This window comes from Labrys sp. ALF-8, assembly GCF_059699065.1.
The window spans coordinates 1,130,195-1,155,864 of sequence record NZ_AP048538.1; the positions used below are offsets into that span (position 1 = coordinate 1,130,195).

Sequence of the window (25,670 nt, forward strand, 5' to 3'; positions counted from 1 at the left end):
CATGCGGCATTCAGTAGAGATCGCCGGTCCCGGCAGAGACCGCTCCACCGCCGCCCCCCCCGGCCTGCGGCCCGCCGTTGTAGCCCCCGCCAGAGCCGATGACGGAGTAATTGTCAGACGGCGCGGTGCCGGGCTTGAAGGCCTCGAGGATGGTGCTGGGGCCACCGCCCCCGCTGCGCATACCGGACTTGCGGTCGATGCGGATGAGCTTGATGCCGGGCGGCACGCGGAACGGCACGGGCGCCTGGTCAGCAAGCGCCTGCTTCATGAAGGCCCCGAAAATGGGGCCGGCCAGGCTGCCGCCGGTGATGCCATTGCCGATATGGCGCGGGACGTCATAGCCTACATAGAGGCCGCAGACGAGGTCCGGCGAGAAGCCGACGAACCAGGCATCCTTCTCGTCGTTGGTGGTGCCTGTCTTGCCGGCAAGCGGGCGATTGAGCGCTTTCAGCATCTGCGCCGTGCCGTGTTGGATGACGCCCTCCAGCATCGAAGTGACCTGGTAGGCCGTCATCGGATCCAAGACCTGCTCGGCATTATTGACGAGCTTGGGCTCGTCCTGACCATTCCAGCTATCGGCGTTGCAGCCCTGGCAGACCCGTTCGTCATGCTTGTAGATGGTGTGGCCCCAGCGATCCTGGATGCGGTCGATCAAGGTCGGCTTGATCAGGCGCCCGCCGTTGTCGAGCATGCTGTAGCCGGCGACCATGCGCATCACGGTGGTGCCGCCCGCGCCGAGAGCCATGGAAAGATAGGGCGGCAGGTCGTCATAGATACCGAAACGACGAGCGTATTCGGCAACGAGCGGCATGCCCATATCCTGAGCGAGGCGGACGGTCATGACGTTTCGGGAATACTCGATGCCGAAACGCAGGGTCGCCGGCCCATAGAATTTCCCGCCGTAGTTCTCCGGCCTCCAGGTGTCCTGGCCGTTGCCCTGGTTTACCTCGACCGGCGCATCGTTCACCAGGGTCGCGGGCGTGTAGCCGCTGTCGAGAGCCGCCGCGTAGACGAACGGCTTGAAGGACGAGCCTGGCTGACGCTGAGCCTGGGTTGCCCGGTTGAATTCCGACTGGTCGTAGGAGAAGCCGCCGACCATGGCCAGCACACGGCCGGTATAGGGGTCCATCACCACCATGGCACCAGAAATCTCGGGAATCTGGCGCAGCCGATAGTCGCCGTCGGCCTTCGGCTCGACATAGATGATGTCGCCTGGCTTGAGCACCTGGCTGACCTTGCCCACCGCCTTACCCCGCAACGGGCCGCTGGCCCATCGCGCCCATTTGACGCCGTCGAGATCGACGGTACCGGTGGGACGTTCCGGCGAAACACTGCCGGAGCGGTCGAGCGACGGCTGCAGGCCGATGCGAGCGGAAGCGTCGCCGGATTCGAGGACTATGGCGAGTTGCCAGGGCGCGATATCGCTCAAGCGCTTTTCGGCCCCGAGGATCAGGCCCCAATCCTCACCGAGGTCGACATTCTTCACCGGTCCCCGATAGCCGCCACGCTCGTCGAAGCGTACCAGGCCCTCGACCATGGCGGCGCGGGCTTCGCGCTGCAGCTTGGGATCCAGCGTGGTACGCACCGAAAGGCCGCCCTCGTACAGCTTGTCCTCGCCATACCGTTCGGCGATCTCGCGTCGAACTTCCTCGGTGAAGTAGTTGGCGGCATAGCTTTGTGCGCCATTCACCATGCGCGGATTGATGGCAAGTGGCTCGGACTGCGCCTTCCGCCCGTCTTCCTTGCTGATGTAGCCGTTCTCGACCATCTGGCCGATCACCCAATTGCGGCGCTCGATGGCGGCATCATGCTTGGTGAGAGGATTGTAGTTGTTCGGCCCCTTCGGCAAGGCCGCCAGATAGGCAGCCTGGGCGATCGTCAGTTCGTCGACCGATTTGTCGAAATAGTTCAGGGCAGCGGCCGCAATGCCGTAATTGCCCATGCCGAGATAGATCTCGTTAAGGTAGAGCTCGAGGATCTTGTCCTTCGAATAGGTCTGCTCGATGCGAAGGGCGAGGATCGCTTCCTTGATCTTGCGGACATAGCTCTGGTCCGGCGCCAGGAAGAAATTCTTGGCCACCTGCTGGGTAATGGTCGATGCGCCCTGGGGGCGGCGGCCGTGATGGCTGAGATTGGACAGCGTGGCGCGCAGCACGCCCTTGGGATCGATGCCGACATGATTGTAGAAATCATTGTCTTCGGCGGACATGAAGGAGTGAATCACCAGCGGCGGCACGACCTCAATAGGCAGATAGAGGCGCCGCTGGCGCGCATATTCGGCCAGGAGCGTACCATCGCCCGCGTGCACGCGCGTCATCACCGGCGGTTCGTAATCCTTGAGCGCGGCGGTATCGGGAAGGTCGCGGGTATTGGCCCATACGTAGAGGGCGACAAAAGAGCCGCCCACGAGGAACAACATCGATGCCGTTGTGAACAAAAATCCAAGGAATCGAACCAGAAGTCTCATTACAACGCTTTCATCGGCAATATCGTCCCCATTCGTGGCTGGCCGGGGCGAGGCCTTGTTCCACCTGCGCGCAAGGGCGCTCTCATCCCTTCTCTACCATGTCCGGGCAACCGAACCCAAGGGCGGCAGGGGCACATCTACGCTTTTGCAGGTCGTTTGTGGAGAAACTGCGGCCCGGCCGCAACATATCATTAAGGATGTCAGGGCGCCGCCGCGTTGGAAACGGATGGATGGTTCTGGCGGCGCTGGGCAAAAAACGCATCCACGGCCGCCACGACAGCATCTGTGGCGCGATTTCGCCAGTCGTCGGACGTGAGAAGCTTCACGTCATCCCGGCTCGATAGATAACCGAGTTCGAGCAGGACGGAGGGAATATCCGGCGCCGTCAGCACCATGAAACCCGCAGAGCGATGGGGATTCTTGTTGAGCGTGGCGGCGGCCTGGAACTCGTCTATCAGCACCTTGGCGAAACGGTTGGAGAAGGTCTTGGTTTCCCGTCGCGTCAGGTCGATCAGAATATCGGCCACATCGCCGGGTTCCGCTGTCAGGTCCACGCCCGCGATGGCGTCGGCCTTGTTCTCCTTCTCGGCATAACGAGCCGACTCGGCGTCCGAAGCCTTGTCCGAAAGCGTGTAGATCGTCGCGCCCCTCACCCCGAACGGATCATGCAGCGTATCGGCGTGGATGGAAACGAAGAGCGAAGCGCGATTGGCACGGGCGAACTCGATGCGCCCCGACAATGTGATGAACGTATCGCCTTCCCGGGTCAGCACCGCCCGGTAGCGTCCGGTTGCATTGATCTTCTCGGCCAGTTTCCTGGCGAACTCCAGGACGATGGTCTTCTCCTGCTCGCCGGTGGGCGAGGTCGCGCCCGCGTCGATGCCCCCATGGCCAGGATCGACGACGACGATGGGCAGACCGGATTGAACTTCCGGGAGCAACGTCTCCGGCAATTGTGGAGGGGGCGGCGTTGCCGTCATGTCGGACGCCTTCTGGGCAGCCACCGTCCGCAGAAAAGCCGAGCGGTCGACCTTGACGAGATCGATCACGAGGCGCGCCGGCTGGTTGTCGATCGCATCGAGGAGGAAGGACTTGTCCACGGAAACAGGTCCCGTCAGGTCCATGACGATGCGTGACTTGCCCTGCGCGATCAATCCGAAACGATAGGCGCTGACCAGGCCGCGGCCGTTCTTGCCGTTCTCGGGCGAGATATTGAACTCGATCTGCGGAAGGTCCACCACAACGCGATAGGGGTCTGCCAGGACGAAGACGCGGAAGTTCAGCTTGTCGGTCGGACCGTTGAGATCGACGATCAGGCGGGTCCGCTTCTCATCGCCGGCAAGGCGGGCGTCGCTGGCAGTGAGCGCTCCGGCCTGGGGCGGCGAGGCCGGGTCCGCCGACTGGGCCGGAGTCGGCGCAGGCCCAGTCGGGGCGGCGCAGGCCCCGTGCCAGGACACGGCGGCAGCCAGCATTAGGGCTATCGTGGCGACGAGCCTCATCCGAGCCGTCATCTCCATGGTTCGGGCCGGCCCGAAGGCTTGCCCTTTTCGTCAGCCGTGCACATATCCGCGCCGAAGTGGCGAAACAATGATGATCGACGATAAGCGTGTCTCTTGTGTTAACGCCATCTCTGCAAATCCGTGTCCTTCCTGCAACAGGCTACGGAAATCCTTGCCAAATCGAACAAGAACTCGATAAAACAATTTTCGCTCTCGAATGGTTCTCCGACCATGCCGAATTCGAGCATCAGAAGGGCCCCTGCAGACCGGTTGCACAACATAGGTGCAACGATCGTATGCGGTGCCGGCCTAGCCGATAGTCATCCGGCTGCTGATGTGTCCTCAGAGGATAAGGAGAATCACCGGTGGTGTGCGGATCGCCTTGCGATCCGGGTTGGCGCGAGCGCCAGTTGGATATTCCGTCCTGCCCATCGATCGGGAGCGCCCTCGCAAGACCCCTCTTGCGACCCGAACCCGGTGATGGAGCGATGCAGAAAATAGCATCCCCCGGACGTAACGAAGTGAAACAGCGTGCACTCCCCTGCGGGATTGCCCGGACACTGTCGCTTTCGCCGTCGGGACATACCAGTCGCCCTTCATCGAGACTTGTCCCCGCCAACAGAACAAGCGCCCGCCTCATCGGCATGGCTGCACCGGCCGAGAGTGCCGGCAGCCGATCGGATGTCCATGGCCGCGCTTGCCAGAGAGAAAATAATAATGGCCAACAAAATGTTGATCGATGCCGCCCACCCGGAAGAAACCCGGGTCGTGGTGGTCCGCGGCAATCGCGTCGAAGAGTTTGATTTCGAGGCAGCGAACCGCAAGCAACTGCGCGGCAACATCTATCTTGCCAAGGTTACCCGGGTTGAACCCTCGCTCCAGGCTGCCTTTGTCGAATATGGCGGCAACCGCCACGGTTTCCTCGCCTTCTCCGAAATCCACCCGGACTACTACCAGATTCCGGTCGCCGATCGCCTCGCTCTCCTGGCGGAGGAACAGCGCTCGCATCGCGACGAGGACGACGAGGACGAGGGCGGCAGCGGTAATGGCGGCGGTGAGAGCCGACGTGGACGCGACCGTCGCCGCGGCCGCAATCGTAACCAGAACCGCACCGAGGCCGCCGACGCAGCAGAGACCGATGCCACCGTCTCGACACCTGCTCCCGAGACCGAGGCTCCGGACGAAGAGCCTGGCCAGGAAAGCAGTGGCGGCGAGGACACCGGCGGCGAGGAAGGCGGATCCGGTGGCATCGTTGAAGTCGGCTCCGGCAGCGACGAGGAGCATGTCGAGGCCCTTGGCGGCGGCGATGTGGCCGACGATATCCCCGAGCGCGTCGTGCGCACCCGCAAGCAGTACAAGATCCAGGAGGTGATCAAGCGCCGCCAGGTTCTGCTCGTCCAGGTCGTCAAGGAGGAGCGTGGCAACAAGGGCGCCGCCCTCACCACCTATCTTTCGCTCGCAGGCCGTTATTCCGTGCTGATGCCGAACACCGCTCGTGGCGGCGGCATTTCACGCAAGATCACGAATGCGGTCGACCGCAAGCGCCTGAAGGCCGTGGCCGGAGAGTTGGACGTGCCGGATGGAATGGGCGTCATCCTCCGCACGGCAGGCGCCTCCCGCACCAAGGTCGAGATCAAGCGCGACTTCGAGTATCTGCTGCGGCTGTGGGAAAACGTCCGCGACCTCACCTTGAAGTCGGCCGCCCCGACCCTCGTCTATGAGGAGGGATCGCTGATCAAGCGTTCGATCCGAGACCTCTACAACAAGGATATCGACGAGGTCATCGTCGCGGGTGATGAAGGCTACCGCGAGGCCAAGGACTTCATGCGCATGCTCATGCCGAGCCATGCCAAGAATGTGCAGGCCTACCGGGAGGCGGCTCCGCTCTTCCAGCGCTTCGGCGTGGAAGCACAGCTCGACGCGATGTTCTCGCCGACGGTCAGCCTGAAGTCCGGCGGCTACATCGTCATCAACCAGACCGAGGCGCTGGTCTCGATCGACGTGAACTCCGGCCGCGCCACCCGCGAGCACAATATCGAGGACACCGCTCTCAAGACCAATCTGGAAGCGGCGGAGGAAGTATCACGCCAGCTGCGCCTGCGAGACCTTGCCGGCCTCATCGTCATCGACTTCATCGATATGGACGAGAGCCGCAACAACCGCACGGTCGAGCGCAAGCTCAAGGATTGTCTGAAGAACGATCGCGCGCGCATCCAGGTGGGCCGCATCTCGCATTTCGGATTGATGGAGATGTCCCGCCAGCGCATCCGCACCGGCGTGCTCGAATCCTCCACGGAAGTCTGCCCGCATTGCGGCGGCAGCGGCCATGTCCGATCTGTGACCTCCGTGGCTCTGCACATCCTGCGTGCCCTGGAAGACCAGCTCCTCAAGAGCGCCACGCACAACCTTGTGCTCCGCACCCGCACCGCGACCGCACTCTACGTGCTCAACCACAAGCGTGGACATCTCTACGCGCTGGAAGCCCGCTTTGGCGTGCAGATCACCGTGAGCGCGGATGAAACCATCGTCGGTAGCCAGAATTACCTGATCGAGCGCGGCGACCTCGCCACGCCCCAGGAAGCCAGGCCGGCCGTGACGACCGTCCAGGTCGACTCCTTCCCGCCCGCCGACGAGGTCGTCGAAGTCGAGGAAGTCGAGATCGAGGAGGACGAGGAGGAGGCCGAGGTCGCGCAGGGCGGCCGCAAGCAGCATCATCAGCGCGCCGAGAGCGAAGGCGATGGTGGTGATGGCGGCCGCAAGCGCCGCCGGCGCCGGCGCCGGCGGCGCGGCAACGGCAATGCCGAGACCGATGGGCAGATCGCAGCCGGCCCGAGCGAGGAGGCCAGCGGAGACGAAGAGGTGGAGGAAGCGGCCGTCGAGCCGACGGAAGTCGGCGAAGCCGAGCCGGTGCCTGTCGCCGAAGCCGAAATCGCCGCCGCCGAGGAAGAGAAGGCCGACTCCGGCAAGCGCCGTCGCCGGGGACGCCGTGGCGGTCGCCGGGGAGCCGAGGACGAGGCCGCACCTGCGGCAGAAGCCGCGGAATCTCCTGCACCCGAGGTCGTCACGGCCGATGTGGAGGCTGCCGTCCCGGTGGTCGAAGCCGCACCGGTGGAAATTGCCGAGGAGAAGCCCGCCAAGCCCAAGCGTCGCGGCCGCAAACAGGTGCCGATCACTACGGAAGCCGAAAGCGCTCCTGCCCCGGAGAGTGCCCCTGCTCCCGAGATTGCTCCCGCCGCCGAAAGCGCTCCTGCTCCGGAGACTTCGCCCGAGCCGGCTCCTCTCCCGGAATCCGTGGCCGCAGCGCCCGAGCCCGAGCCTGTGCCCGAGGAGGCTGCGTCCCCCACGGTCCGCGAGGCCGCTATCTCCAACCCGTCGGCCTATGTCTATGTCGACGCCGTGGATCCCGCGAAGCCAAAGAGAGCTGGCTGGTGGTCCAAGAAATAAGGGGCTGACGGGCCCGCATCATGAACGCCGCGCTGTTCCCCAGTGCGGCGTTCGCGTCTCGGGCCATTGGCAGGCGACGCTCTTTCAAGCTAGATTCGTGGCAGGGGGCCTTGCGATATTCCCCATCCAGGTGAGGAAGCCGCGCGATGCCCTTTGATGTCTCAACACAAAGCCCCTCGTTGGCGCCCGTGACCAGCAAACATCACTTTGACAAGATCGCCTTTGTCTCGAGTACCGCGCCATCCGCCCGCAGGGCATTGAAGGCGCTGACCACCCGCTATGGCAACGTGCCGGCGGATGAGGCCGACGTCATCGTGGCTCTCGGCGGCGACGGCCTGATGCTGCAGACCTTGCACAGGCAGCGGGGCCGCAAGGTGCCGATCTACGGTATGAATCGGGGATCCGTGGGATTCCTGATGAACGAGTTCCGCGAAAACGACCTGCATGCGCGCCTTTCAAAGGCACGCAAGAGCGTGGTGCACCCCCTCTCCATGAACACCACCGATGTCCATGGCCATTGCACCAGGTCCTACGCGATCAACGAGGTTTCGCTGCTGCGCGCCAACTTCCAGGCCGCCAAGCTTCGCATCTCGATCGATGGGCACGTCCGGCTGGAGACCCTGATCTGCGATGGCCTGATCCTGTCCACCCCCGCCGGGTCGACGGCCTACAACCTCTCGGCCAACGGCCCCATCCTGCCGCTGGACGCTCCGCTCCTGGCGCTCACGCCGATCTCCGCCTTCCGGCCGAGACGCTGGCGCGGCGCCATCCTGCCGCAGCGCGCCCATGTCACGATCGAAGTGCTGGAACCGGCCAAGCGTCCGGTGAACGCCGTTGCCGATAATTTCGAGGTGAAGGACGTGCACAGGGTCGAGATAGCCATGGATTCGTCGCAGGATCTCGTCATGCTGCATGACCCCGGGCATTCGCTCGACGAGCGCATCCTGCGCGAACAATTCGACTGGTAGCCGCCATGCGCCTCCTCCGCGTCCTCTGTCTGGCCTCCGGCCTGATTCTTCCGGTAGCGGGACATGCAGTTCCCGCCTGGGCGCAGGATGATCAGATCAAGCTTTCAGGCCCCATCATCGAGAATTTCATCGCCGCCCACGGCGAACTCGCGACACTGGCGGCCGAGTTCGTCAAGAAATACGGCGACCGCTCCGAGACCCCCGGCGACGATCCCGTCGCATCCCTGCCTGCCTTCGACGACGTCGCCGATGCCAAGGCTCGTACCGCGGCCCTACTCGCCAAATATCATTTCAAGGACTTCGACGAGTTCGAGATCGTCACCAATTCGGTGATGCTCGCTTATCAGGCGGACGTTCCCGACAGTGGCGGCGATCAGGGCACGCCCAACGGCTCGCAAGTGGATCTCGATGCCGAAAAGGCCAAGGCGAAGGCGGACGTCGAAGCCGACGCCAGCCTGACGCCCGAGAAGAAGAAGGAAGCCTTGCAGCAGATCGAGGACCAGTATGCCTCGCTGCAGGACTCCACGCCGCTCCCGGGCAATACGGAAGCGGTCAGGCCCTATCTCGACAAGCTGAGGCCGATAGCCGAATCCAACTGATTGACCGATGGACTGCGCATGAACCACGATTCCTACTCGGACGATTACATCAACGATATCCTGCGCAGCGTGCGGAGCATCGCCATGGTCGGCGCATCGGCGAACGAAGTCAGGCCAAGCTATTTCGTCCTGAAATATCTCAAGCTGCGCGGCTACGAGATGTATCCCGTCAATCCTGGCCTCGCAGGCAAGACGATCCTCGATTTGCCCGTCTATGGGAGCCTTGCGGAACTGCCGCATCCGGTCGACATGGTCGACATCTTCCGGAACTCGGAAGCTGCTGCCGCGGTGGTCGACGAAGCGCTCGCTCTTCCCGTGCCGCCCAAGGTCATCTGGATGCAGCTTACGGTGCGCAACGATGCCGCCGCCGCGAAAGCCGAGGCCGCGGGCCTCAAGGTCGTGATGAACCGTTGCCCCAAGATCGAATATGGCCGCCTTTCGGGCGAGATCGGCTGGGCGGGGGTGAATTCACGCGCGCTTTCATCCAAGCGCGCTACACGGGACACGCGCGGTTTCCAGCGCCTCGGCTTGCGCGAGTAGGCCCGGGCGCGGGCAACCTGTCCGTTCTCGCAGCGCCATGTCCATGACGAGGGAAAACGGACAGGATGCCCGTGCTGCCCTCGGAATCCCTTGACGGCGCGCCGTTTAATCAGACGAATACATCCCGAAAACACAATCCCAGGAGGAAATGATGTCGGCCGAGCAGCAACCGGGCTTTTCGACGCTTGCGATTCATGCGGGCGCTCAGCCCGATCCGACGACCGGCGCACGCGCCACCCCGATCTACCAGACGACATCTTTCGTGTTCGACGACGTTGACCATGCGGCCTCGCTGTTCGGGCTGCAGGCATTCGGCAACATCTACTCGCGCATCGGCAATCCCACCAACGCCGTGCTGGAGGAGCGCGTGGCGGCGCTCGAGGGCGGTACTGCGGCCCTCGCCGTGGCCTCGGGCCATGCGGCGCAGTTGCTGGTCTTCCACGCTCTGCTGCAGCCTGGCGACGAGTTCATCGCTTCGAACAAGCTCTATGGCGGCTCGATCAACCAGTTCAACCACTCGTTCCGTTCCTTCGACTGGAACGTGCGCTGGGCCGATGCCAACGATCCCTCGAGTTTCGCAGCTGCCATTACCCCTAAGACCAAGGCGATCTTCATCGAGTCCATCGCCAATCCTGGCGGTATCGTCACCGATATCGCAGCGATCGCGGCCGTCGCCAAGAAGGCGGGTATTCCGCTGATCGTGGACAACACACTGGCCTCGCCCTATCTGTGCCGCCCGATCGAGTTCGGCGCCGACATCGTGGTGCACTCGGCGACGAAATTCCTCGGAGGCCACGGCAATTCAATCGGCGGTGTCATCGTAGACGGGGGCAAATTCGACTGGTTGTCTTCCGGCCGCTACCCTTTCCTTTCCTCGCCCCGGCCCGAATATGGTGGCATCGTCATAGGGGAGACCTTCGGGAACTTCGCCTTCGCCATCGCCCTGCGCGTCCTCGGGCTGCGCGACCTCGGTCCCGCCTTGTCGCCCTTCAACGCCTTCCTGATCCTGACCGGCATTGAGACCCTCCCGCTGCGCATGCAGAGGCATTCCGACAACGCGCTGCAAGTCGCAGGCTATCTCGCCGAGCACCCGGCGATATCCTGGGTCTCCTATCCCGGCCTGGATACCGACCGTTACAACGCGTTGGCCCGCAAATATTGCCCCAAGGGCGCGGGCGCAGTGTTCACCTTCGGCCTCAAGGGGGGCAACGAAGCCGGCGTGAAGCTGGTTTCCAATGTGAAGCTGTTCTCGCATCTCGCCAATGTGGGCGATACGCGCTCGCTGATCATCCATCCGGCTTCAACCACGCACCGGCAATTGTCGGATGCCCAGAAGAGTGCCGCCGGCGCGGGTCCGGATGTCGTACGCATTTCCGTCGGCATCGAAGATGTGCAGGACATCATTGCCGATCTCGACCAGGCTCTTGCCGGCGTCTGAGGCACCGGAAGACGTCGTTGCGAACGACTGGCGCAGGATCATGAAGGGTCCTGCTTCCTGTCATTTCCCGCGCTCCGGGGTGATGACAGGAAAGCCGCAGTTCTATCTTGCCAGGACGGCTCGGCCGGGTACGGCAGTCAGCCTCTGCGCATGCACGGTCACGGCTGCGAGCAGGGTGACGCCGCCAAGCTGGTGAAGGATGGCCGACCATAACGGCACCACCAGCACCAGCGTCATGATGCCGATGCCGGCTTGGGCCAGCGCAACGAGGGCGATCAACACCGCGCGGCTGCGTGCTTCACCGCTGCCGCCGCGCATGGCCAGGAAGCCCTGCAGCAAGGCAAGCATCACAATGGCGTAGGCCACCATCCGATGCTGGAACTGCACCGTCAGGGTATTCTCGAAATGATTCACCCAGGCTGGCGCCATGACATAGAGATTGCCGGCAGACGGAATGAGATGTCCGTCCATCAGCGGCCAGGTGTTATAGGCGAGCCCGGCGCGCAACCCCGCCACCAGGCCGCCCATGAAGATCTGCAGGAGGACGAGCGGCACCAGCACAGCCGCGATCCCCTTTGCGAGACGAGGCAGGGAGCCGGTATCAGGCCTCCGAGTCAGCGACGAAGCGACCCAGACGATTGCCATGAAGATTATGCAGGCGAGCGTCAGGTGCATGGCCAGGCGATATTCGGAAACTTCGGTGCGATCCACCAGCCCCGAAGCCACCATCCACCAGCCGAGCGCACCCTGGCTTCCTCCCAGGAGCAACAGCCCGACGAGCTTCCAGGCGAGTTCGCGAGAAAGCCACCCCTTCAGCCAGAACGCCAGCATGGGCAGGAAGAAGACGAAGCCGATCAGGCGACCCACCAGCCGATGGGTCCATTCCCACCAATAGATGAACTTGAACTCGTCGAGCGACATGCCGAGGTTCAGCTTCACATATTGCGGAATCTGCTTGTATCGCTCGAACTCGGCCGCCCAGTCCGCATCCGACAGCGGTGGGATGGTGCCTCGGATCGGCTTCCACTCCGTGATCGAGAGGCCCGAACCCGTCAGCCGCGTGGCCCCGCCCAGCACCACCATGCCGACCACCATCACCGCGACCAGGATCAGCCACGCCCGGATGATGCCATAGTGATTACCGGTGCTGCCGGCCCTCATGCCGCTGCCCGCGATTGCCGTCACGCTGTTCGCCCTTCGCAAATAACCCGCACCGCGCCGCCGGAATGACCTGCACTTTTCTACGCGATGCGTTAGAAGGCGCACAGATATAGAAGACATCGGCCATCGGCAACGCGCGCTCGCGTCGCAGTTCGGCCGCGACGGAGCCCCAACGCATGGCCCAGGACTACAAGGCCCCTTCCCTGCGCAAGCTAGTCGGCGTGATCGCCATGCTGATCCTCGTCGTGGTGTATGCCCTGGTCGCCACCGCTTTCGCGCAGGGCCGCATCACCGAAGCTCCGCCGTGGCTGCAACTGCCGCTGTATGCCATCCTCGGCATCGCCTGGATCTTTCCGGCCATGGCGATCATCAAATGGATGGAGAAGAAGAAGTAGCGGACTGGGGGACAGGTTTTTCCAAACACGGGCCGGCGCGAAATGGCCGCCCTCGCGGCTTTACCCGGCCGCGGCAAGCAATGCCGCGTGGACCCCTCTCACATCGCGGCGGCCGTCATAGCGACGGCCATTGATGAAGAGCGTCGGGGTCGCGTTCACCCCGCTTTCGATCCCGCTGCGAAAATCGACATCGATCCGACCGGCATAGTGTCCGGACAGCGCCGCATCGATCGCTTCAGCGCTCAAGCCCAGCCGGCGCCCGTAATTGCGCAGGGACCGATCGTCCAGGGCGTACTGATTGTCGTACAGAATGCGATGCGCCTCCCAGAAACGGCCGATCTCGCTCGCCGCCTCGGCGATCCCGGCGGCGTGAAGCGCATGAGGATGGGGTTCGATGAGCGGAAAGTGACGGAAGACGTAACGCAGCCGCTCTCCCATCAGCAACTGAACACTATCGATGACCCCGACCGTCTCCCCGCAATAGGGGCATTCAAAATCGCCGTATTCGACCAGCGTAACGGGAGCATCGGCGCTTCCCTTCACATGATCTTGTGGTTCGATGTCACGCGTCAACGCGGCCATGGGCGGCAGACTCCCGGCGATCTCCAGTGGTGGAGCGCATGTCAGGTTGCGGATGCGGACAGGATATCCGCTCCCCCTATTACTGATTGAGATTCGGCGTGAGATCAAAGATCTGATGTGGCATCAGATGCCTGGTGACCACCAGATAGACGATGGCGAAGACGATAGTGGCGATCACCGTGGTGATGGCCACCTTCTTCAGGAGCATCGGCTGTTGCGGTGCGGCGCCTTCGCTACCGGGCACCACCTCGCCGGTCTCGAACTGGCTCCTCACCCCGAGCGGCAGCACGGCAAACAAGATCATCCACCAGATGACGAAATAAAGCGCGATGCAAAGCACGGGTGACATGGGAGGGATCAAGCCTGCGGTTTCGATCTGCGTTTCTTAGGCGCCGATTTAGGCGCCCGCAAGGAGGCGGCGACGCCGAGCTTAGCCCATCTCAACGCCTCTTCGGGATCGTCTATCGCTGAGTCGGGCAGGCTCCAATAGGGCAGCTGAATCTTGCGATCCTGGTTCTGATACGTAAAGCGTCGCGATCCCGCCGCCTCGAAAAGCGGCATCGTCTCAGCATCGGCTTTGATCCATATTTCGTCGAAGGCTCCGAGGGCAAAGACGATGCCTTCGGAATAGAGGCCCACACCACCGAACATGCGGCGAATCGACAGATGGGGCAATCCGGCGAAAAGATCGCGAAGATGTTCGTGATCCATCCGCCGCCTGCCTCAGGCCGTTGCTTCCAGCGATTCCCGCGAAGCAGGCGTAATCGCGACGGACTCGCCGCAACCACAAGCCGAAGTCTGGTTGGGATTGTTGAAGACGAACTGTGCCGCAAGCTTGTCGGTCACGTAGTCCATCTGCGTGCCGAGCAGGAACAGGACCGCCTTTGGATCGATCAGGACCTTGACGCCCTTGTCCTCCACGACCTCGTCGAGCGGGTTGACGGCCTCGGCATATTCCATCGTGTAGGACATGCCGGCGCAGCCGCCGTTCTTAACGCCTACGCGCACGCCTTCGAAGGGCCGGTCGGCATTGGCCATGATGGCCTTGATCTTCTCGGCGGCCGCGTCGGTCAGCGTCACGACCTTGAACTGGGGACGAATCTTGCTCACGGGATCACTCCAACAACGCCGGGTTCAAGGCCCCACGCTCGGAAAACACCATACAAACATAAGTGCGAATCCTCACAAATGCGAGGGTTTGCTGCACCGGTCTTGAGACCAGCCTGCCCGATAGCGGCTTGCCTCACCACATATCGAGCGCCACACGGGCTTCGTCCGACATGCGGGATTGGTCCCACGGCGGATCGAAGACCATGTTGACCTGCACTTCCGACACACCCGGCACGGAGGAGACGGCGTTCTCCACCCAGCCCGGCATCTCGCCCGCGACCGGACAACCCGGCGCGGTCAGCGTCATGTCGATGGTGACCTTGCGCTCATCGCTGATCTCGACGCGATAAATCAGGCCCAGTTCGTAGATATCAGCCGGAATTTCCGGATCGAAGACCGTCTTGAGAGCAGCAACGATACCATCGGTGAGCCGATCGATCTCCTCGGGCGGCAAGGCACTCGCCTTGGCGACCGCCGGTTCATTGGGCCGCGTATCGGCCAGGTTTCCGTCGGCCATCAATGCCTCCGTCATGCAAAAAATGTCTGCGCCTTGATCAGCGCCTCTGCCAGGGCATCCACCTCGTCGGGCGTATTATAAAGCCCGAAGGATGCGCGGCATGTCGATGTTACGCCATATCGCGCCAAAAGCGGCTGAGCACAATGCGTCCCGGCTCGCACTGCAATACCATACCGGTCGAGCACTGTCGCGACATCATGCGCGTGGGCATTCTTCAACTCGAAGGACACGATGCCGCCCTTGCCCGGCGCCGTGCCGAAGATACGGATGGAATTGAGCTTGGAGAGACGTTCCTGGGCATAGTGCAGGAGCTTCTCCTCATGGGCACGGATGTTCGCCCGCCCGAGGGCCATCATGTACTCGACGGCGGCTCCCAGCCCGATGGCCTGGACGATGGGCGGCGTCCCCGCCTCGAAGCGGTGGGGAGGCGAGGCATAGGTGATATGATCCTCGGTCACCTCGCCGATCATCTCGCCGCCGCCATTGAAGGGTGGCATCTCGACCAGCCACTCCTTCTTGCCGTAGAGAACGCCGATGCCCGTCGGCCCGTAGACCTTGTGGCCCGTGAAAACGTAGAAGTCGACATCGAGATCCTGGACGTCGACATCGAGATGCACCGCCCCCTGGCTACCGTCCGCGAGCACGGGAATGCCACGGGCATGGGCAATGGCCACGATCTCCTTGAGCGGCGTGACCGTACCCAGCACATTGGACATGTGGGTGATGGCGACGATCTTGGTGCGCGGCGTCAGCAACTTCTCGAAGGCTTCGAGATCGAAGGAACCATCGTCGCGAATCGGCGCCCATTTCAGCACCGCACCCGAACGCTCGCGGTGAAAATGCCAGGGCACCACGTTGGAATGATGCTCCATGATCGAAAGCACGATCTCGTCACCTTCGCCGATCTTCAGCAGCCGCCCCATCGAAGCCGCCACGAGATTGAGCGACTCCGTGGCCGAGCGGGAAAAGATGATCTGGTCGGTGGACGGCGCGTTGAGGAACTTTCGCACGCTCTCGCGACCGGCCTCGTAGGCTTCGGTCGCAGCATTGGCAAGATAGTGCAAGCCTCTATGAACATTGGCATATTCATGCGTATAGGCATGCATCATGCGGTCGAGCACAGCCTGTGGCTTCTGCGCCGACGCTCCGTTGTCGAGATAGACGAGCGGCTTGCCGTAGACCTGCAGGGACAATGCCGGGAAATCGGCGCGCACCTTGGCGAGATCGTAGGGGACGTCGGCAACGGGCTTGTTCACGGTTCAATTCCTTCCACGGGCTCTGCCATACCCAGAACATGATGGCGCCGCCGCCATTGCTGGCGACGCTGGCCCTGTTCAACGCATTGAGGCAGCGGCAGGCAAGGATCCTGCCGCTTTCTCTTCATACGCGCCGGTCCAGCCAACGCTCCGTCAGGGCGTTGAGGCGTTCACGCAAGGCCTCATTCTCGACCGTCTCGATCGCTTCTCCGACGAAAGCCTGAACCAGGATTGCCTCGGCCTCGGCCTGCGGAATCCCGCGGGCCTTGCAGTAGAAAAGCAGGTCCTCGTCCAACGCGCCGCATGTAGCCCCGTGGGCACACTGCACATCATCGGCGAAGATCTCGAGTTCCGGCTTGGCGTTGGCCTCCGCCGTCTCGGAGAGCAGAAGCGAGCGGCTCATCATGCGCCCATCGGTCTTCTGAGCGCCGTGGCGGACGACGATCTTGCCCTGGAACACCGAACGGGCCTCGCCGTCGATGACTGCGTTGAACAATTCGCGGCTCTCGCCTCCCAGAGCCTGATGATCGACCACCAACGTGGTGTCTCCGTGACGGGATCCAGCCAGGAGCGTGGCGCCGCCCAGCAACGCCTTTGCATTATCCCCCTCAAAGGCAACAAAGAGCTGGTTGCGCGAAACGGCGGCACCTGCTTCGAGAGCGAAACTCTGGAATTGCGCATCCCTGCCGAGCTTGGCAAGCAGTGAGGAAAGATGTTGCGCTTCAAGGCCTTGGGCCTGGAAGCTGAGGCGACGAAGTTGCGCTCCCTCGCCGATCTTGACGATCAGCGCGGCGTTGGTCTGGTGAGCGACACTCTCCGGCCCTTCATAGCTGTCGATCAGCGTCACCTTGGCATGGGCACCCAGCACCAGAAGTGAACGCGTGAAGGTCGCCTGCGCGGTTTCGGCACTATGACGCGTCTCGATCGCCAGTGGCTTCTCCAGTTCGACGCCGGGGTCGACCATCACGACGACGCCATCGCTCATGAAGGCCGTGTTGAGGTCCAGCACGACGTTGTCGGGCACGCCGGCGCCTAGTTCGGCAACCAATTCGGCATCGCCCGAAGCGAGAGCTTCGGCCAAGGAGATCACGTGCACGCCCTTCGGCAGGCTCTCCATATTCGAAAGCGCACGTGAATAGGCCCCATCCACGATGACGAGGCGGACGTGATCGATGCCTTCCAGGAAATCCTCTGCCTTGCCGGCCGAAGACGGCGAGCCCTTCGGTCCGGTCGAAACGGGATTTGCATCGCGCATCAGCGCACGCAGGTCGGTGTATTTGAATTCCTCGACACGCCGGTGCGGCAAGCCGCTCCGGCGGAACTTGGCGATCGCGTCCTCGCGCAGATCGTGCACGGCCCCCTCACCGGGCAGCGCGTTGCGCAGGCCGTCGAAAGCCTCGTCCAGCGCCGTCTCGGCGGTGGTCTTGACTGTGATGATATTCGCCATGGTTACGCAGCTTCCTCGTAATCGCGATAGCCATTGGCCTCGAGTTCAAGCGCCAACTCCTTGCCGCCCGACTTTACGATGCGGCCCTTCGAGAGCACGTGCACGCTGTCCGGCACGATATGGTTGAGCAGGCGCTGATAGTGAGTGATGACGATGAAGGAACGCTTGGGCGAACGAAGGGCGTTCACCCCGTCGGCAACGATGCGCAGGGCGTCGATATCGAGACCGGAATCGGTTTCGTCGAGAACGGCGAGACTCGGCTGCAGCAGCGCCATCTGCAGAATTTCCATGCGCTTCTTTTCACCGCCGGAGAAGCCCACATTGAAAGCACGCCGCAACATTTCCTTAGAAATCTTAAGCTCATCAGCAGCTTTGTTCACGCGCTTGATGAACTCGGGCGTCGAGAATTCACTCTCCCCGCGCGCCTTGCGCTGTGCATTCAGCGCAGCCTTGAGGAAGGTCATGGTGGCGACACCGGGAATCTCGAGCGGGTACTGGAAGGCGAGGAACACGCCACGGGCGGCACGCTCCTCCACGGGCACGTCCAGGATATTCTCGCCATCGAGCAGTATTTCGCCCGCAGTTACCTCGTAATCCTCCTTGCCGGCCAGGATGTAGGACAGCGTCGACTTGCCGGAGCCGTTCGGACCCATGATGGCCGCAACCTCGCCGTCGGCCACCCTGAGGCTCAGCCCCTGGAGGATCGGCTTGCCGTCGATCTCGGCATGGAGGTTCTTGATTTCGAGCATTTATGTCGTTCCTGAATTGGTCCGCGCTTCACAGCGCTGCATTTTGTCGGGAGGGCGCCGGATCAGCCGACGCTGCCCTCCAGGCTGATGGAGATGAGTTTCTGCGCCTCGACTGCGAATTCCATCGGCAGGTGCTGGAGCACATCCTTGACGAAACCGTTGACGATCAGCGCCGTCGCCTCCTCGGCGGAAAGGCCGCGCTGGAGGCAGTAGAACAGTTGGTCGTCGGAGATCTTCGACGTGGTCGCCTCATGCTCGAACACGGCCGAGGAATTCTTCGATTCGATGTAGGGAACGGTGTGTGCCCCGCAGTGCTCGCCGATCAGCAGCGAGTCGCAATTGGTGAAGTTGCGCGCGCCGGAAGCCTTGCGGTGAGCAGAAACCAAGCCGCGATAGGTGTTGTTGGAATGGCCGGCCGAGATGCCCTTGGAGATGATACGGCTCTTGGTGTTCTTGCCCAGATGGATCATCTTGGTGCCGCTGTCGACCTGCTGGCGACCATTAGAAACCGCGATCGAGTAGAACTCGCCCTGCGAACCCTCGCCGCGCAGGATGCAGGACGGGTACTTCCAGGTGATGGCCGACCCCGTTTCGACCTGCGTCCAGGAAATCTTCGAGCGTGCGCCGCGGCAATCGCCGCGCTTGGTCACGAAGTTGTAGATGCCGCCCCGGCCCTCGGAGTCGCCTGGATACCAGTTCTGCACGGTCGAGTATTTGATCTCGGCGTCCTCGAGCGCGATCAACTCGACGACCGCGGCGTGAAGCTGGTTCTCGTCGCGTCGCGGGGCCGTACAGCCTTCGAGATAGGAAACGTAGGCGCCCTTGTCTGCGATGATCAGGGTGCGCTCGAACTGGCCGGTCTTTTCCTCGTTGATACGGAAATAGGTCGACAGTTCCATCGGGCACCGCACGCCTGGGGGCACGTATACGAAGGATCCATCGGAGAAGACGGCCGAGTTGAGCGTGGCGAAGAAATTGTCGGTAACCGGCACGACGGTGCCGAGATATTTCTTCACCAGATCTGGATGTTCGCGCAGCGCTTCCGAAATCGAGCAGAAGATCACGCCCGCCTTGGCCAATTCGTCCTTGAAGGTGGTGACCACGGACACGGAATCGAACACCGCATCGACGGCGATGCGGTTCTTGGGAGCGATGCCTTCCAGCGCTTCCACCTCGCGCAGCGGGATCCCAAGCTTCTCATAGGTCTTGAGGATCTCGGGATCGATCTCGTCGAGCGATTTCGGCGCCGCATTCTTCTTCGGCGCAGCGTAGTAATAGAGATCCTGGTAGTCGATCTTCGGATACTCGACGCGCGCCCAGGTCGGCTCCTGCATGGTCTTCCAGCGGCGATAGGCCTCCAGGCGCCATTCCGTCATCCAGACAGGCTCGCCCTTCTTGGCCGAGATGTAGCGTACGATCTCCTCGGACAAGCCCTTGGGCGCAAGCTCCATCTCGACGTCCGTGACGAAGCCATATTTGTACTGGTCGACGTCGATCGCCCGGACCTGTTCGACGGTTTCCTGAACTGCAGGCATACTAGTCTCCAAGAGCAAAACAATTTTCGATGAAAATCAGCTTGCTCCAGCCTCCTGTTTGGATGTCTTGCGACGTCGAGCCACGAGACACTTCGGCGCCGCCCGAGAGCGGCAAATTGTACAGAACGAACAAGCGTTTAAGCTGCCCGCCCCCGCTTTCTGTCATGTATGTTCTTCCGCAGCCTTGTCCAGACCGCGATGAAAAACTCGATCTCCTGGAATGTGGTTTCGCGCCCCAGCGATACGCGCAGCGCGCAGCTCGCGAGTGCCGGTGTCACACCCATGGCCGTCAGCACGTGGCTGACTTTGACCTTGCCCGAGGAACAGGCCGATCCTGACGAAACGGAAATACCCTCAAGATCCAGCGCAATCAATGCCGTTTCGGCCGGCATCCCCGGCTCGGCGAAGTTGAGCGTGTTGGGCAAACGCTCGCGCCCCTCTCCGAAGACCACCAGATCCGGTGAACTGGCGCGCAAACGCAGCTCGAGCTCGGAACGCAGGGCGAGCACATGACCGCCAAAAACGCCGAAGCAATGCTGTGCCGCCTCCGCTGCGGCGCCGAAGCCGGCAATCGCCGGCACATTCTCGGTTCCGGCCCGCATGCCCTTTTCCTGGCCACCGCCCCGGATCAGGGGATGAGGCAGATGCAGGGCATCGTTCCCCAGGACGAGGGCTCCGGCACCGAGAGGACCGCCGATCTTATGGCTTGAAAGCGTGAGAAGATCCGCACCTATATCCTTGAGGAAAAACGGAATCTTGCCTGCCGCCTGTGCCGCATCACAATGAAGGATGCCGCCGGCTTCGTGAACGAGCGCAGCAATTTCGGCCACAGGCTGGATCACCCCAGTCTCGTTGTTGGCGAGCATCACGGATACCAATCCCGCGGCGCCTTCCGCCCGCCAGCGGGCCAGCACGGCCTTCACATGCGCGATGTCGACGGCACCTTCCGCACCAACCGACAGAAGGACGGGCGGATCGCTTGCATGCGTACCGTTCAGGACACTGGCATGTTCCACGGCGGACACGGCCATGCGCCGTGCGACCGGCTTGCCGTCGCGCTGCCAGCCGAGCGTCAGCGCCATATTGTTGGCCTCGGTCGCCGAAGCGCAGAACACCACGTTCTTCCCTTGGACTCCGACCAGGGCGGCAACCTGCTGCCGTGCAGCCTCGAGGCGCTTGCGCATGCCGCGTCCATCCCCATGTATGGAGGACGCTGCGCCGCACTGGTCCATGGCTGCGAGCATCGCGTCACGGGCTTCTGCCCGCAACGGCGTGGTCGCGTTATGGTCCAGATAGAGGCGCGATCTCATCAAACTTTAAGTATCCGTCATTTTCGGCAGCCATCGATACGGAAAAGCTTGCAAAACGCCCCGCTCTTTGTGCTAAGAAGCGCTACCCGAACGCGGGCTGGGTGCATTGCGTCCTTATCGGCGCTGGGACCGGAGCGCGTCGCCGAGGCGACGACCTCTTTAGAATTATTCTAAAGAACTACTCCTTCCCGCATCAGCCGTCAAGGCCAGTCGTCAGGGCCGGAGCGCGGGGTTCAAGGCACACGAAAAGGCACTTTTATCTATGCCCGAAGTTACGTTCACCGGCCCGGCAGGCCGTATCGAAGGACGCTTCCAGCCCTCCAAGCAGCGCGGAGCGCCCATCGCCATCGTCCTGCATCCCCATCCCCAGTTTGGCGGGACGATGAACAACAAGATCGTGTACGATCTGTTCTACGCCTTCGTGCAGCGAGGCTTTTCGGCCCTGCGCTTCAATTTCCGGGGTGTCGGCCGCAGCCAGGGCGCGTTCGACCACGGCGCCGGAGAATTGTCGGATGCTGCCTCTGCGCTCGATTGGGTGCAGGCTGTGACGCCGGAGGCGAAGTCCTGCTGGATCGCGGGCGTGTCCTTCGGAGCATGGATCGGCATGCAGCTCCTGATGCGCCGCCCGGAGATCGAGGGGTTCATCTCGGTTGCTCCGCCCGCCAACCGCTTCGACTTCTCCTTCCTTGCCCCCTGCCCTTCGTCGGGCCTGATCGTGCATGGCGATGCCGACCGCGTCGCTCCGCTCAAGGATGTGGAGACATTGGTCTCCAAGCTGAAGACGCAGAAGGGCATCGTCATCGAGCAGTCGGTCATCTCGGGCGCCAACCATTTCTTCGACAACAAGACCGACGAACTCATCGCGTCCTGCTCAGCCTATCTCGACAAGCGGCTCGGCCTCAACGAGATCGATGCTGCCTGAAACCTGGATCGGAGCTTTGTTTCAAGCCCGCCTCGCCGGCGGGCTTTTTGCTGGAGAGGCCATGTCGCTAACCATTCGCCGGGCGGAACCGAAGGATACGGCCGCCATTTTCGACCTCATCCGGCAACTCGCCGTCTATGAGAAGCTGGCGCATGAGGTGATCGCCACGGAAGCGGATATCGCGACGACATTGTTCGGCGAGCAGCCACGCGTCTTCTGCGACATCGCCGAATGGGACGGCGAGACCGCCGGCTTCGCCCTGTGGTTCTACAACTATTCGACCTTCCTAGGACGTCATGGCGTCTATCTCGAAGATCTCTATGTCCGCGAGAAATTCCGCAGCCATGGCATCGGCAAGGCTCTGCTGCGCCATCTCGCCAGGCACTGCATGTCGGAGAAACTCGGCCGCCTCGAATGGTCGGTCCTCGACTGGAACGAACCCGCCATCGGCTTCTACGAGAAGCACGGCGCCATCCTACGCAAGGAATGGATCGGCTGCCGGTTGACGGGCGAGGCTCTCGAAACGCTGGCAGACGGGGCCTGAGGCTCAGGGGCGATCCGAAAGATCGAGACCTGAAGCGACGATGCGATCGAGGAGTTCACTCTTGCGGCTCTCGGCCGTATCGGCCGGCACGACCAGGCAGATGGTCGCAACAGCAACCCCGCGCCTGTCCCTGATTGGCGCGGCGAGGCAGGAAGTGAAGCGATCGGAAAGGCTCGTCGTCATGCAACGCCCCTCGCGCCGCGCCTGGGCCACGCCTGCGACGAACTCCTCCGGATCCAGCAGGCGCCCATCCGGTAGCTTGTAGTCATCCGGGGGCACGAAGGCACGGACCTCTCCCGCCGACATGTGATCCAGCAAGAGGCGCCCCGAGGCCGTCCAGGGCAGCGGCACTTCGACTCCGATATCCGTGGTGATCCTGAAGAGACCTGAACCGTCGCTGGAATCCACCACGACATATTTATGCCCACGCAAGGCGCAGAGCTGCGCCGTGGCGCTGGTTTCGGCCGCCAGCCGGTCCAACACCGCACGACAGCGCCGATGCAACGGGTTGGCTTCCGCATAGGCGCGCCCGTAGAGATGCATGGCCTTGCCGAAATAGATGTAGCCGTCCTCGCCCACCGGTTCGAGCATCTCGGCTTCCACCAGGCGATTGACGATGGCATAAAGTGTCGAGCGCGGCGCCCCGATCTTGCGGGCGAGATCCCCCACCTTGGTTGGCTGGCGCAAGCGCAGCAGCGCCTCAAGGACATCGATGACGCGATCGATGCCACGCTGACGGTCCGTCAGCGTGGCAGGAGATGGCTTCGACTGACTGACCCGCTCATCCATTCTCTTCTTCCAGTTCCGCAACAGCCCCTCTTGACACAAAAACGTCGGCCCGTATAGCGTCACCATGTCCTGCATAAAAGACTATTGTCTTAAATACGAGACAACTAGCCAACAGGCATACAGAGGGAAAACAGATGAACCGCTTCATGAAAGTGCTTGTCGCCAGCCTTGGCGCGGCGACACTCTGCCTGTCCGCCATCGGCGGCGCCCAGGCTGACGGCAAACTCCAGGAGGTGCTTGCACGTGGCAAGCTCATCGTCGGCACCGGCAGCACCAATCCTCCCTGGCACTTCCAGGACGACAAGGGCGAGCTCGTCGGTTTCGACATCGATATCGCCCATATCCTCGCCAAGGGTCTGTTCAACGATCCCAGCAAGGTGGAATTCGTCACCCAGTCCTCCGATGCCCGCATCCCCAACATCACGACCGGCCAGGTGGACATCACCTGCCAGGCAATGACGGTCACCGCTCCCCGAGCCCAGCAGGTCGCGTTCACGATCCCCTACTATCGCGAAGGTGTCGGCCTGCTCCTGCCGAAGGGCGGCAAGTATGCCGACTACGCCGCGTTGAAGGCGGCCGGATCGGGCATCACGGTCGCCGTACTGCAGAATGTCTATGCCGAAGACATGGTCCACCAGGCGCTGCCAGATGCCAAGGTCGACCAGTATGACAGCTTCGACCTCATGTATCAGGCTCTCAATTCCGGCCGCTCGGACGCCGCGGCGACAGACCTTTCCTCCCTGCGCTGGTTCATGAAGAAGAACCCCGACAAATATGTCGACGCCGGCTACGCCTGGAATCCCCAGACCTATTCCTGCGCCGTCAAGCAGGGCGATGCCGACTGGCTGCAATTCGTCAACACGGCCCTGCGTGAAGCAATGACCGGAGTCGATTTCCCCGACTACAAGAAGTCCTTCGAGACATGGTTCGGCGTCACACCGCCGGCTCCGGCCCCCGGCTTTCCCACCGAGATGCGCTGATTGCATGAGCGGCGGAGCGCTTCCGGCTCTCCGCTGCCGCCCCGTCACGCCATCGCGTGACAGTTGGAAGGACTGGGGACGCGGGTAATGGGTTACACGCTGAACTTCTCGGTGGTCTGGGCCAGCTTCGACAAGCTGCTCTGGGGCCTCGCCCTTGGCATCGGCCTCGCGATCGCGTCGGTCGCACTGGGCGCGGTGATCGGCCTTGTCTGCGGCTTTGCAAGCGTCGGCCCCTCGCCGCTCGCCCGCAGGCTGGTGGCCGGCTATGTCGCCATCATCCGCAACATGCCGATCCTGGTAATCGTGCTCATCATCTACTTCGCATTGCCTCAGGCCGGCATCAGGCTGGACAAGGTTCCCAGCTTCATCGCCGCTCTCACCGTCTATTCGGGTGCCTATCTCGCGGAGGTCTTCCGGGCCGGCCTCATCTCCGTGCCGAAGGGTGTCGTCGAGGCCGCACGGGCCATCGGCCTCACTCGCCTTCAGACCAACGCCTACGTCGTGGCACCGATCATGATCCGCAATGCCCTGCCTGCTCTCGGCAGCACCTTCATCTCCCTGTTCAAGGATACGTCGATTGCGGCGGCCATATCCCTGCCGGAACTGACGTACCAGGCCCGCAAGATCAACGTGGAGAGCTTTCGCATCGTCGAAACCTGGACGGTGGCCAGCGCCCTCTACATCGCGACCTGCCTGCTCATGGCCGCTGCGCTACGCGGCCTGGAGCGCCGGTTCCCGAAGTTCTGAGTGCGAGGGCCATTCATGTCGTCCGTTCTCAACGAAATCTGGATTGCCCGCTTTCCTCTTCTGCAGGGCGCGGCGAACACCATCGAGATCTCCGTACTGGCGATCGTCCTCGGCACGCTGCTGGGCACCATCGTCGGCCTTGCGCTCGTCTACGGGCCGCTGCTCATCCGCTATCTCTGTCGCATCTATATCGACATCATGCGCGGCACGCCCGTGCTCGTTCTCGTGCTGGCGACCTTCTACATGCCGGCGGTGCTCGGCTTGAAGACCGGTTCCTTTGTTGCCGGCATCATTGCGCTGACGCTATTCTGCGGGTCGCATGTGGCAGAAATCCTGCGAGGGGCCCTGCAGGCCATCCCTCGCGGACAAGCGGAGGCGGGCCGCTCCATCGGCCTTACATTCCCTCAGACACTGCTCTACGTGCTCCTGCCCCAGGCGATGCGTTCGATGTTGCCGCCCTGGATCAATACAGGCGTGGAACTCGTCAAGGCATCGACCCTTCTCTCCGTCATCGGCGTTGGTGAACTCCTGCTCAAGACACAGGAGATCATCGCCCGCAACTCCATGACGATGGAGTTCTATCTGATAGCCGGCGGGATCTATCTCATCCTGAATTTCGCCATCGAACGTCTCGGCAAGGCCGTCGAGCGCCGCGTCGCATTCCGTTGAAG

General features: G+C 62.4%; 25 protein-coding genes. 11 read left to right on the forward strand and 14 right to left on the reverse strand.

The window, feature by feature from the left end:
* Window positions 1-10 precede the first annotated feature (10 nt).
* Window positions 11-2,467 (reverse strand): penicillin-binding protein 1A, encoded by a 2,457-nt coding sequence (locus tag AC6H34_RS25175; protein ID WP_497540613.1) that lies wholly within the window; start codon window positions 2,465-2,467, stop codon window positions 11-13.
* Between the two features lie 200 nt (window positions 2,468-2,667).
* The gene (locus tag AC6H34_RS25180; protein ID WP_497540614.1) at window positions 2,668-3,966 is read right to left on the reverse strand and encodes an N-acetylmuramoyl-L-alanine amidase; all 1,299 of its coding nucleotides are present in this window, start codon (window positions 3,964-3,966) and stop codon (window positions 2,668-2,670) included.
* 717 nt (window positions 3,967-4,683) lie between these two features.
* Between AC6H34_RS25180 and AC6H34_RS25185 the strand changes: the two genes are divergently transcribed.
* From AC6H34_RS25185 to AC6H34_RS25205, 5 genes are all read left to right on the forward strand, one after another.
* Window positions 4,684-7,410: an Rne/Rng family ribonuclease gene (locus AC6H34_RS25185; protein ID WP_497541281.1), complete on the forward strand. Its 2,727-nt coding sequence runs from the start codon at window positions 4,684-4,686 to the stop codon at window positions 7,408-7,410.
* A 146-nt stretch (window positions 7,411-7,556) separates the two neighbouring features.
* Window positions 7,557-8,378 carry an NAD kinase gene (locus AC6H34_RS25190; RefSeq protein WP_448147687.1) on the forward strand — a complete coding sequence of 274 codons (822 nt, stop codon included), beginning with the start codon at window positions 7,557-7,559 and terminating at the stop codon, window positions 8,376-8,378.
* A 5-nt stretch (window positions 8,379-8,383) separates the two neighbouring features.
* Window positions 8,384-8,977, forward strand: coding sequence for a hypothetical protein (locus tag AC6H34_RS25195; protein ID WP_497540615.1), 594 nt, complete (start codon window positions 8,384-8,386; stop codon window positions 8,975-8,977).
* Between the two features lie 18 nt (window positions 8,978-8,995).
* Window positions 8,996-9,517, forward strand: coding sequence for a CoA-binding protein (locus AC6H34_RS25200; RefSeq protein ID WP_448147689.1), 522 nt, complete (start codon window positions 8,996-8,998; stop codon window positions 9,515-9,517).
* A 151-nt stretch (window positions 9,518-9,668) separates the two neighbouring features.
* Window positions 9,669-10,955, forward strand: a complete 1,287-nt coding sequence (locus AC6H34_RS25205) for an O-acetylhomoserine aminocarboxypropyltransferase (protein WP_448147690.1) — start codon at window positions 9,669-9,671, stop codon at window positions 10,953-10,955.
* A 102-nt stretch (window positions 10,956-11,057) separates the two neighbouring features.
* On the opposite strand, the gene AC6H34_RS25210 is transcribed toward AC6H34_RS25205, so the two are convergent.
* On the reverse strand, window positions 11,058-12,140 hold the full coding sequence (locus tag AC6H34_RS25210) for a COX15/CtaA family protein (RefSeq protein WP_497540616.1): 1,083 nt from the start codon (window positions 12,138-12,140) through the stop codon (window positions 11,058-11,060).
* 152 nt (window positions 12,141-12,292) lie between these two features.
* On the opposite strand from AC6H34_RS25210, the gene AC6H34_RS25215 reads away from it, so the two are divergent.
* Window positions 12,293-12,511 (forward strand): DUF2842 domain-containing protein, encoded by a 219-nt coding sequence (locus AC6H34_RS25215; RefSeq protein ID WP_448147691.1) that lies wholly within the window; start codon window positions 12,293-12,295, stop codon window positions 12,509-12,511.
* A 60-nt stretch (window positions 12,512-12,571) separates the two neighbouring features.
* On the opposite strand, the gene AC6H34_RS25220 is transcribed toward AC6H34_RS25215, so the two are convergent.
* The 10 genes from AC6H34_RS25220 to AC6H34_RS25265 form a co-directional block, all read right to left on the reverse strand.
* Window positions 12,572-13,093 (reverse strand): DsbA family protein, encoded by a 522-nt coding sequence (locus AC6H34_RS25220; RefSeq protein ID WP_448147692.1) that lies wholly within the window; start codon window positions 13,091-13,093, stop codon window positions 12,572-12,574.
* Window positions 13,094-13,172: 79 nt separating this feature from the next.
* On the reverse strand, window positions 13,173-13,442 hold the full coding sequence (locus tag AC6H34_RS25225; RefSeq protein ID WP_497540617.1) for a DUF1467 family protein: 270 nt from the start codon (window positions 13,440-13,442) through the stop codon (window positions 13,173-13,175).
* 8 nt (window positions 13,443-13,450) lie between these two features.
* Window positions 13,451-13,804: a TfoX/Sxy family protein gene (locus AC6H34_RS25230; protein WP_448147694.1), complete on the reverse strand. Its 354-nt coding sequence runs from the start codon at window positions 13,802-13,804 to the stop codon at window positions 13,451-13,453.
* Window positions 13,805-13,816: 12 nt separating this feature from the next.
* Window positions 13,817-14,194: a HesB/IscA family protein gene (locus tag AC6H34_RS25235; protein ID WP_448151288.1), complete on the reverse strand. Its 378-nt coding sequence runs from the start codon at window positions 14,192-14,194 to the stop codon at window positions 13,817-13,819.
* A 142-nt stretch (window positions 14,195-14,336) separates the two neighbouring features.
* On the reverse strand, window positions 14,337-14,720 hold the full coding sequence (locus AC6H34_RS25240; protein ID WP_448147695.1) for an SUF system Fe-S cluster assembly protein: 384 nt from the start codon (window positions 14,718-14,720) through the stop codon (window positions 14,337-14,339).
* Between the two features lie 11 nt (window positions 14,721-14,731).
* Window positions 14,732-15,976, reverse strand: coding sequence for a cysteine desulfurase (locus tag AC6H34_RS25245; protein WP_497540618.1), 1,245 nt, complete (start codon window positions 15,974-15,976; stop codon window positions 14,732-14,734).
* 124 nt (window positions 15,977-16,100) lie between these two features.
* Window positions 16,101-17,423 carry a Fe-S cluster assembly protein SufD gene (gene sufD, locus AC6H34_RS25250; protein ID WP_497540619.1) on the reverse strand — a complete coding sequence of 441 codons (1,323 nt, stop codon included), beginning with the start codon at window positions 17,421-17,423 and terminating at the stop codon, window positions 16,101-16,103.
* A gap of 2 nt (window positions 17,424-17,425) precedes the next feature.
* A complete protein-coding gene (gene sufC, locus AC6H34_RS25255) occupies window positions 17,426-18,172 on the reverse strand; it encodes a Fe-S cluster assembly ATPase SufC (protein ID WP_448147698.1) in 747 nt (248 codons plus the stop codon).
* A 62-nt stretch (window positions 18,173-18,234) separates the two neighbouring features.
* The gene (gene sufB / locus AC6H34_RS25260) at window positions 18,235-19,707 is read right to left on the reverse strand and encodes a Fe-S cluster assembly protein SufB (protein WP_448147699.1); all 1,473 of its coding nucleotides are present in this window, start codon (window positions 19,705-19,707) and stop codon (window positions 18,235-18,237) included.
* A 137-nt stretch (window positions 19,708-19,844) separates the two neighbouring features.
* Complete coding sequence (locus AC6H34_RS25265) at window positions 19,845-21,017, reverse strand: cysteine desulfurase family protein (protein WP_497540620.1); 1,173 nt, start codon at window positions 21,015-21,017, stop codon at window positions 19,845-19,847.
* Window positions 21,018-21,279: 262 nt separating this feature from the next.
* Between AC6H34_RS25265 and AC6H34_RS25270 the strand changes: the two genes are divergently transcribed.
* Together AC6H34_RS25270 and AC6H34_RS25275 are read left to right on the forward strand one after the other, a co-directional pair.
* Entirely contained in the window at window positions 21,280-21,939 is a 660-nt protein-coding gene (locus AC6H34_RS25270; RefSeq protein ID WP_448147701.1) for an alpha/beta hydrolase, read from the forward strand.
* Between the two features lie 61 nt (window positions 21,940-22,000).
* On the forward strand, window positions 22,001-22,483 hold the full coding sequence (locus tag AC6H34_RS25275) for a GNAT family N-acetyltransferase (protein ID WP_497540621.1): 483 nt from the start codon (window positions 22,001-22,003) through the stop codon (window positions 22,481-22,483).
* A gap of 3 nt (window positions 22,484-22,486) precedes the next feature.
* On the opposite strand, the gene AC6H34_RS25280 is transcribed toward AC6H34_RS25275, so the two are convergent.
* Entirely contained in the window at window positions 22,487-23,272 is a 786-nt protein-coding gene (locus AC6H34_RS25280; protein WP_448147703.1) for an IclR family transcriptional regulator, read from the reverse strand.
* Between the two features lie 134 nt (window positions 23,273-23,406).
* On the opposite strand from AC6H34_RS25280, the gene AC6H34_RS25285 reads away from it, so the two are divergent.
* From AC6H34_RS25285 to AC6H34_RS25295, 3 genes are all read left to right on the forward strand, one after another.
* The gene (locus AC6H34_RS25285; RefSeq protein ID WP_448147704.1) at window positions 23,407-24,252 is read left to right on the forward strand and encodes a transporter substrate-binding protein; all 846 of its coding nucleotides are present in this window, start codon (window positions 23,407-23,409) and stop codon (window positions 24,250-24,252) included.
* Between the two features lie 87 nt (window positions 24,253-24,339).
* Window positions 24,340-24,999, forward strand: coding sequence for an amino acid ABC transporter permease (locus AC6H34_RS25290; protein ID WP_497540622.1), 660 nt, complete (start codon window positions 24,340-24,342; stop codon window positions 24,997-24,999).
* 15 nt (window positions 25,000-25,014) lie between these two features.
* Entirely contained in the window at window positions 25,015-25,668 is a 654-nt protein-coding gene (locus AC6H34_RS25295) for an amino acid ABC transporter permease (protein ID WP_497540623.1), read from the forward strand.
* Window positions 25,669-25,670 lie beyond the last annotated feature (2 nt).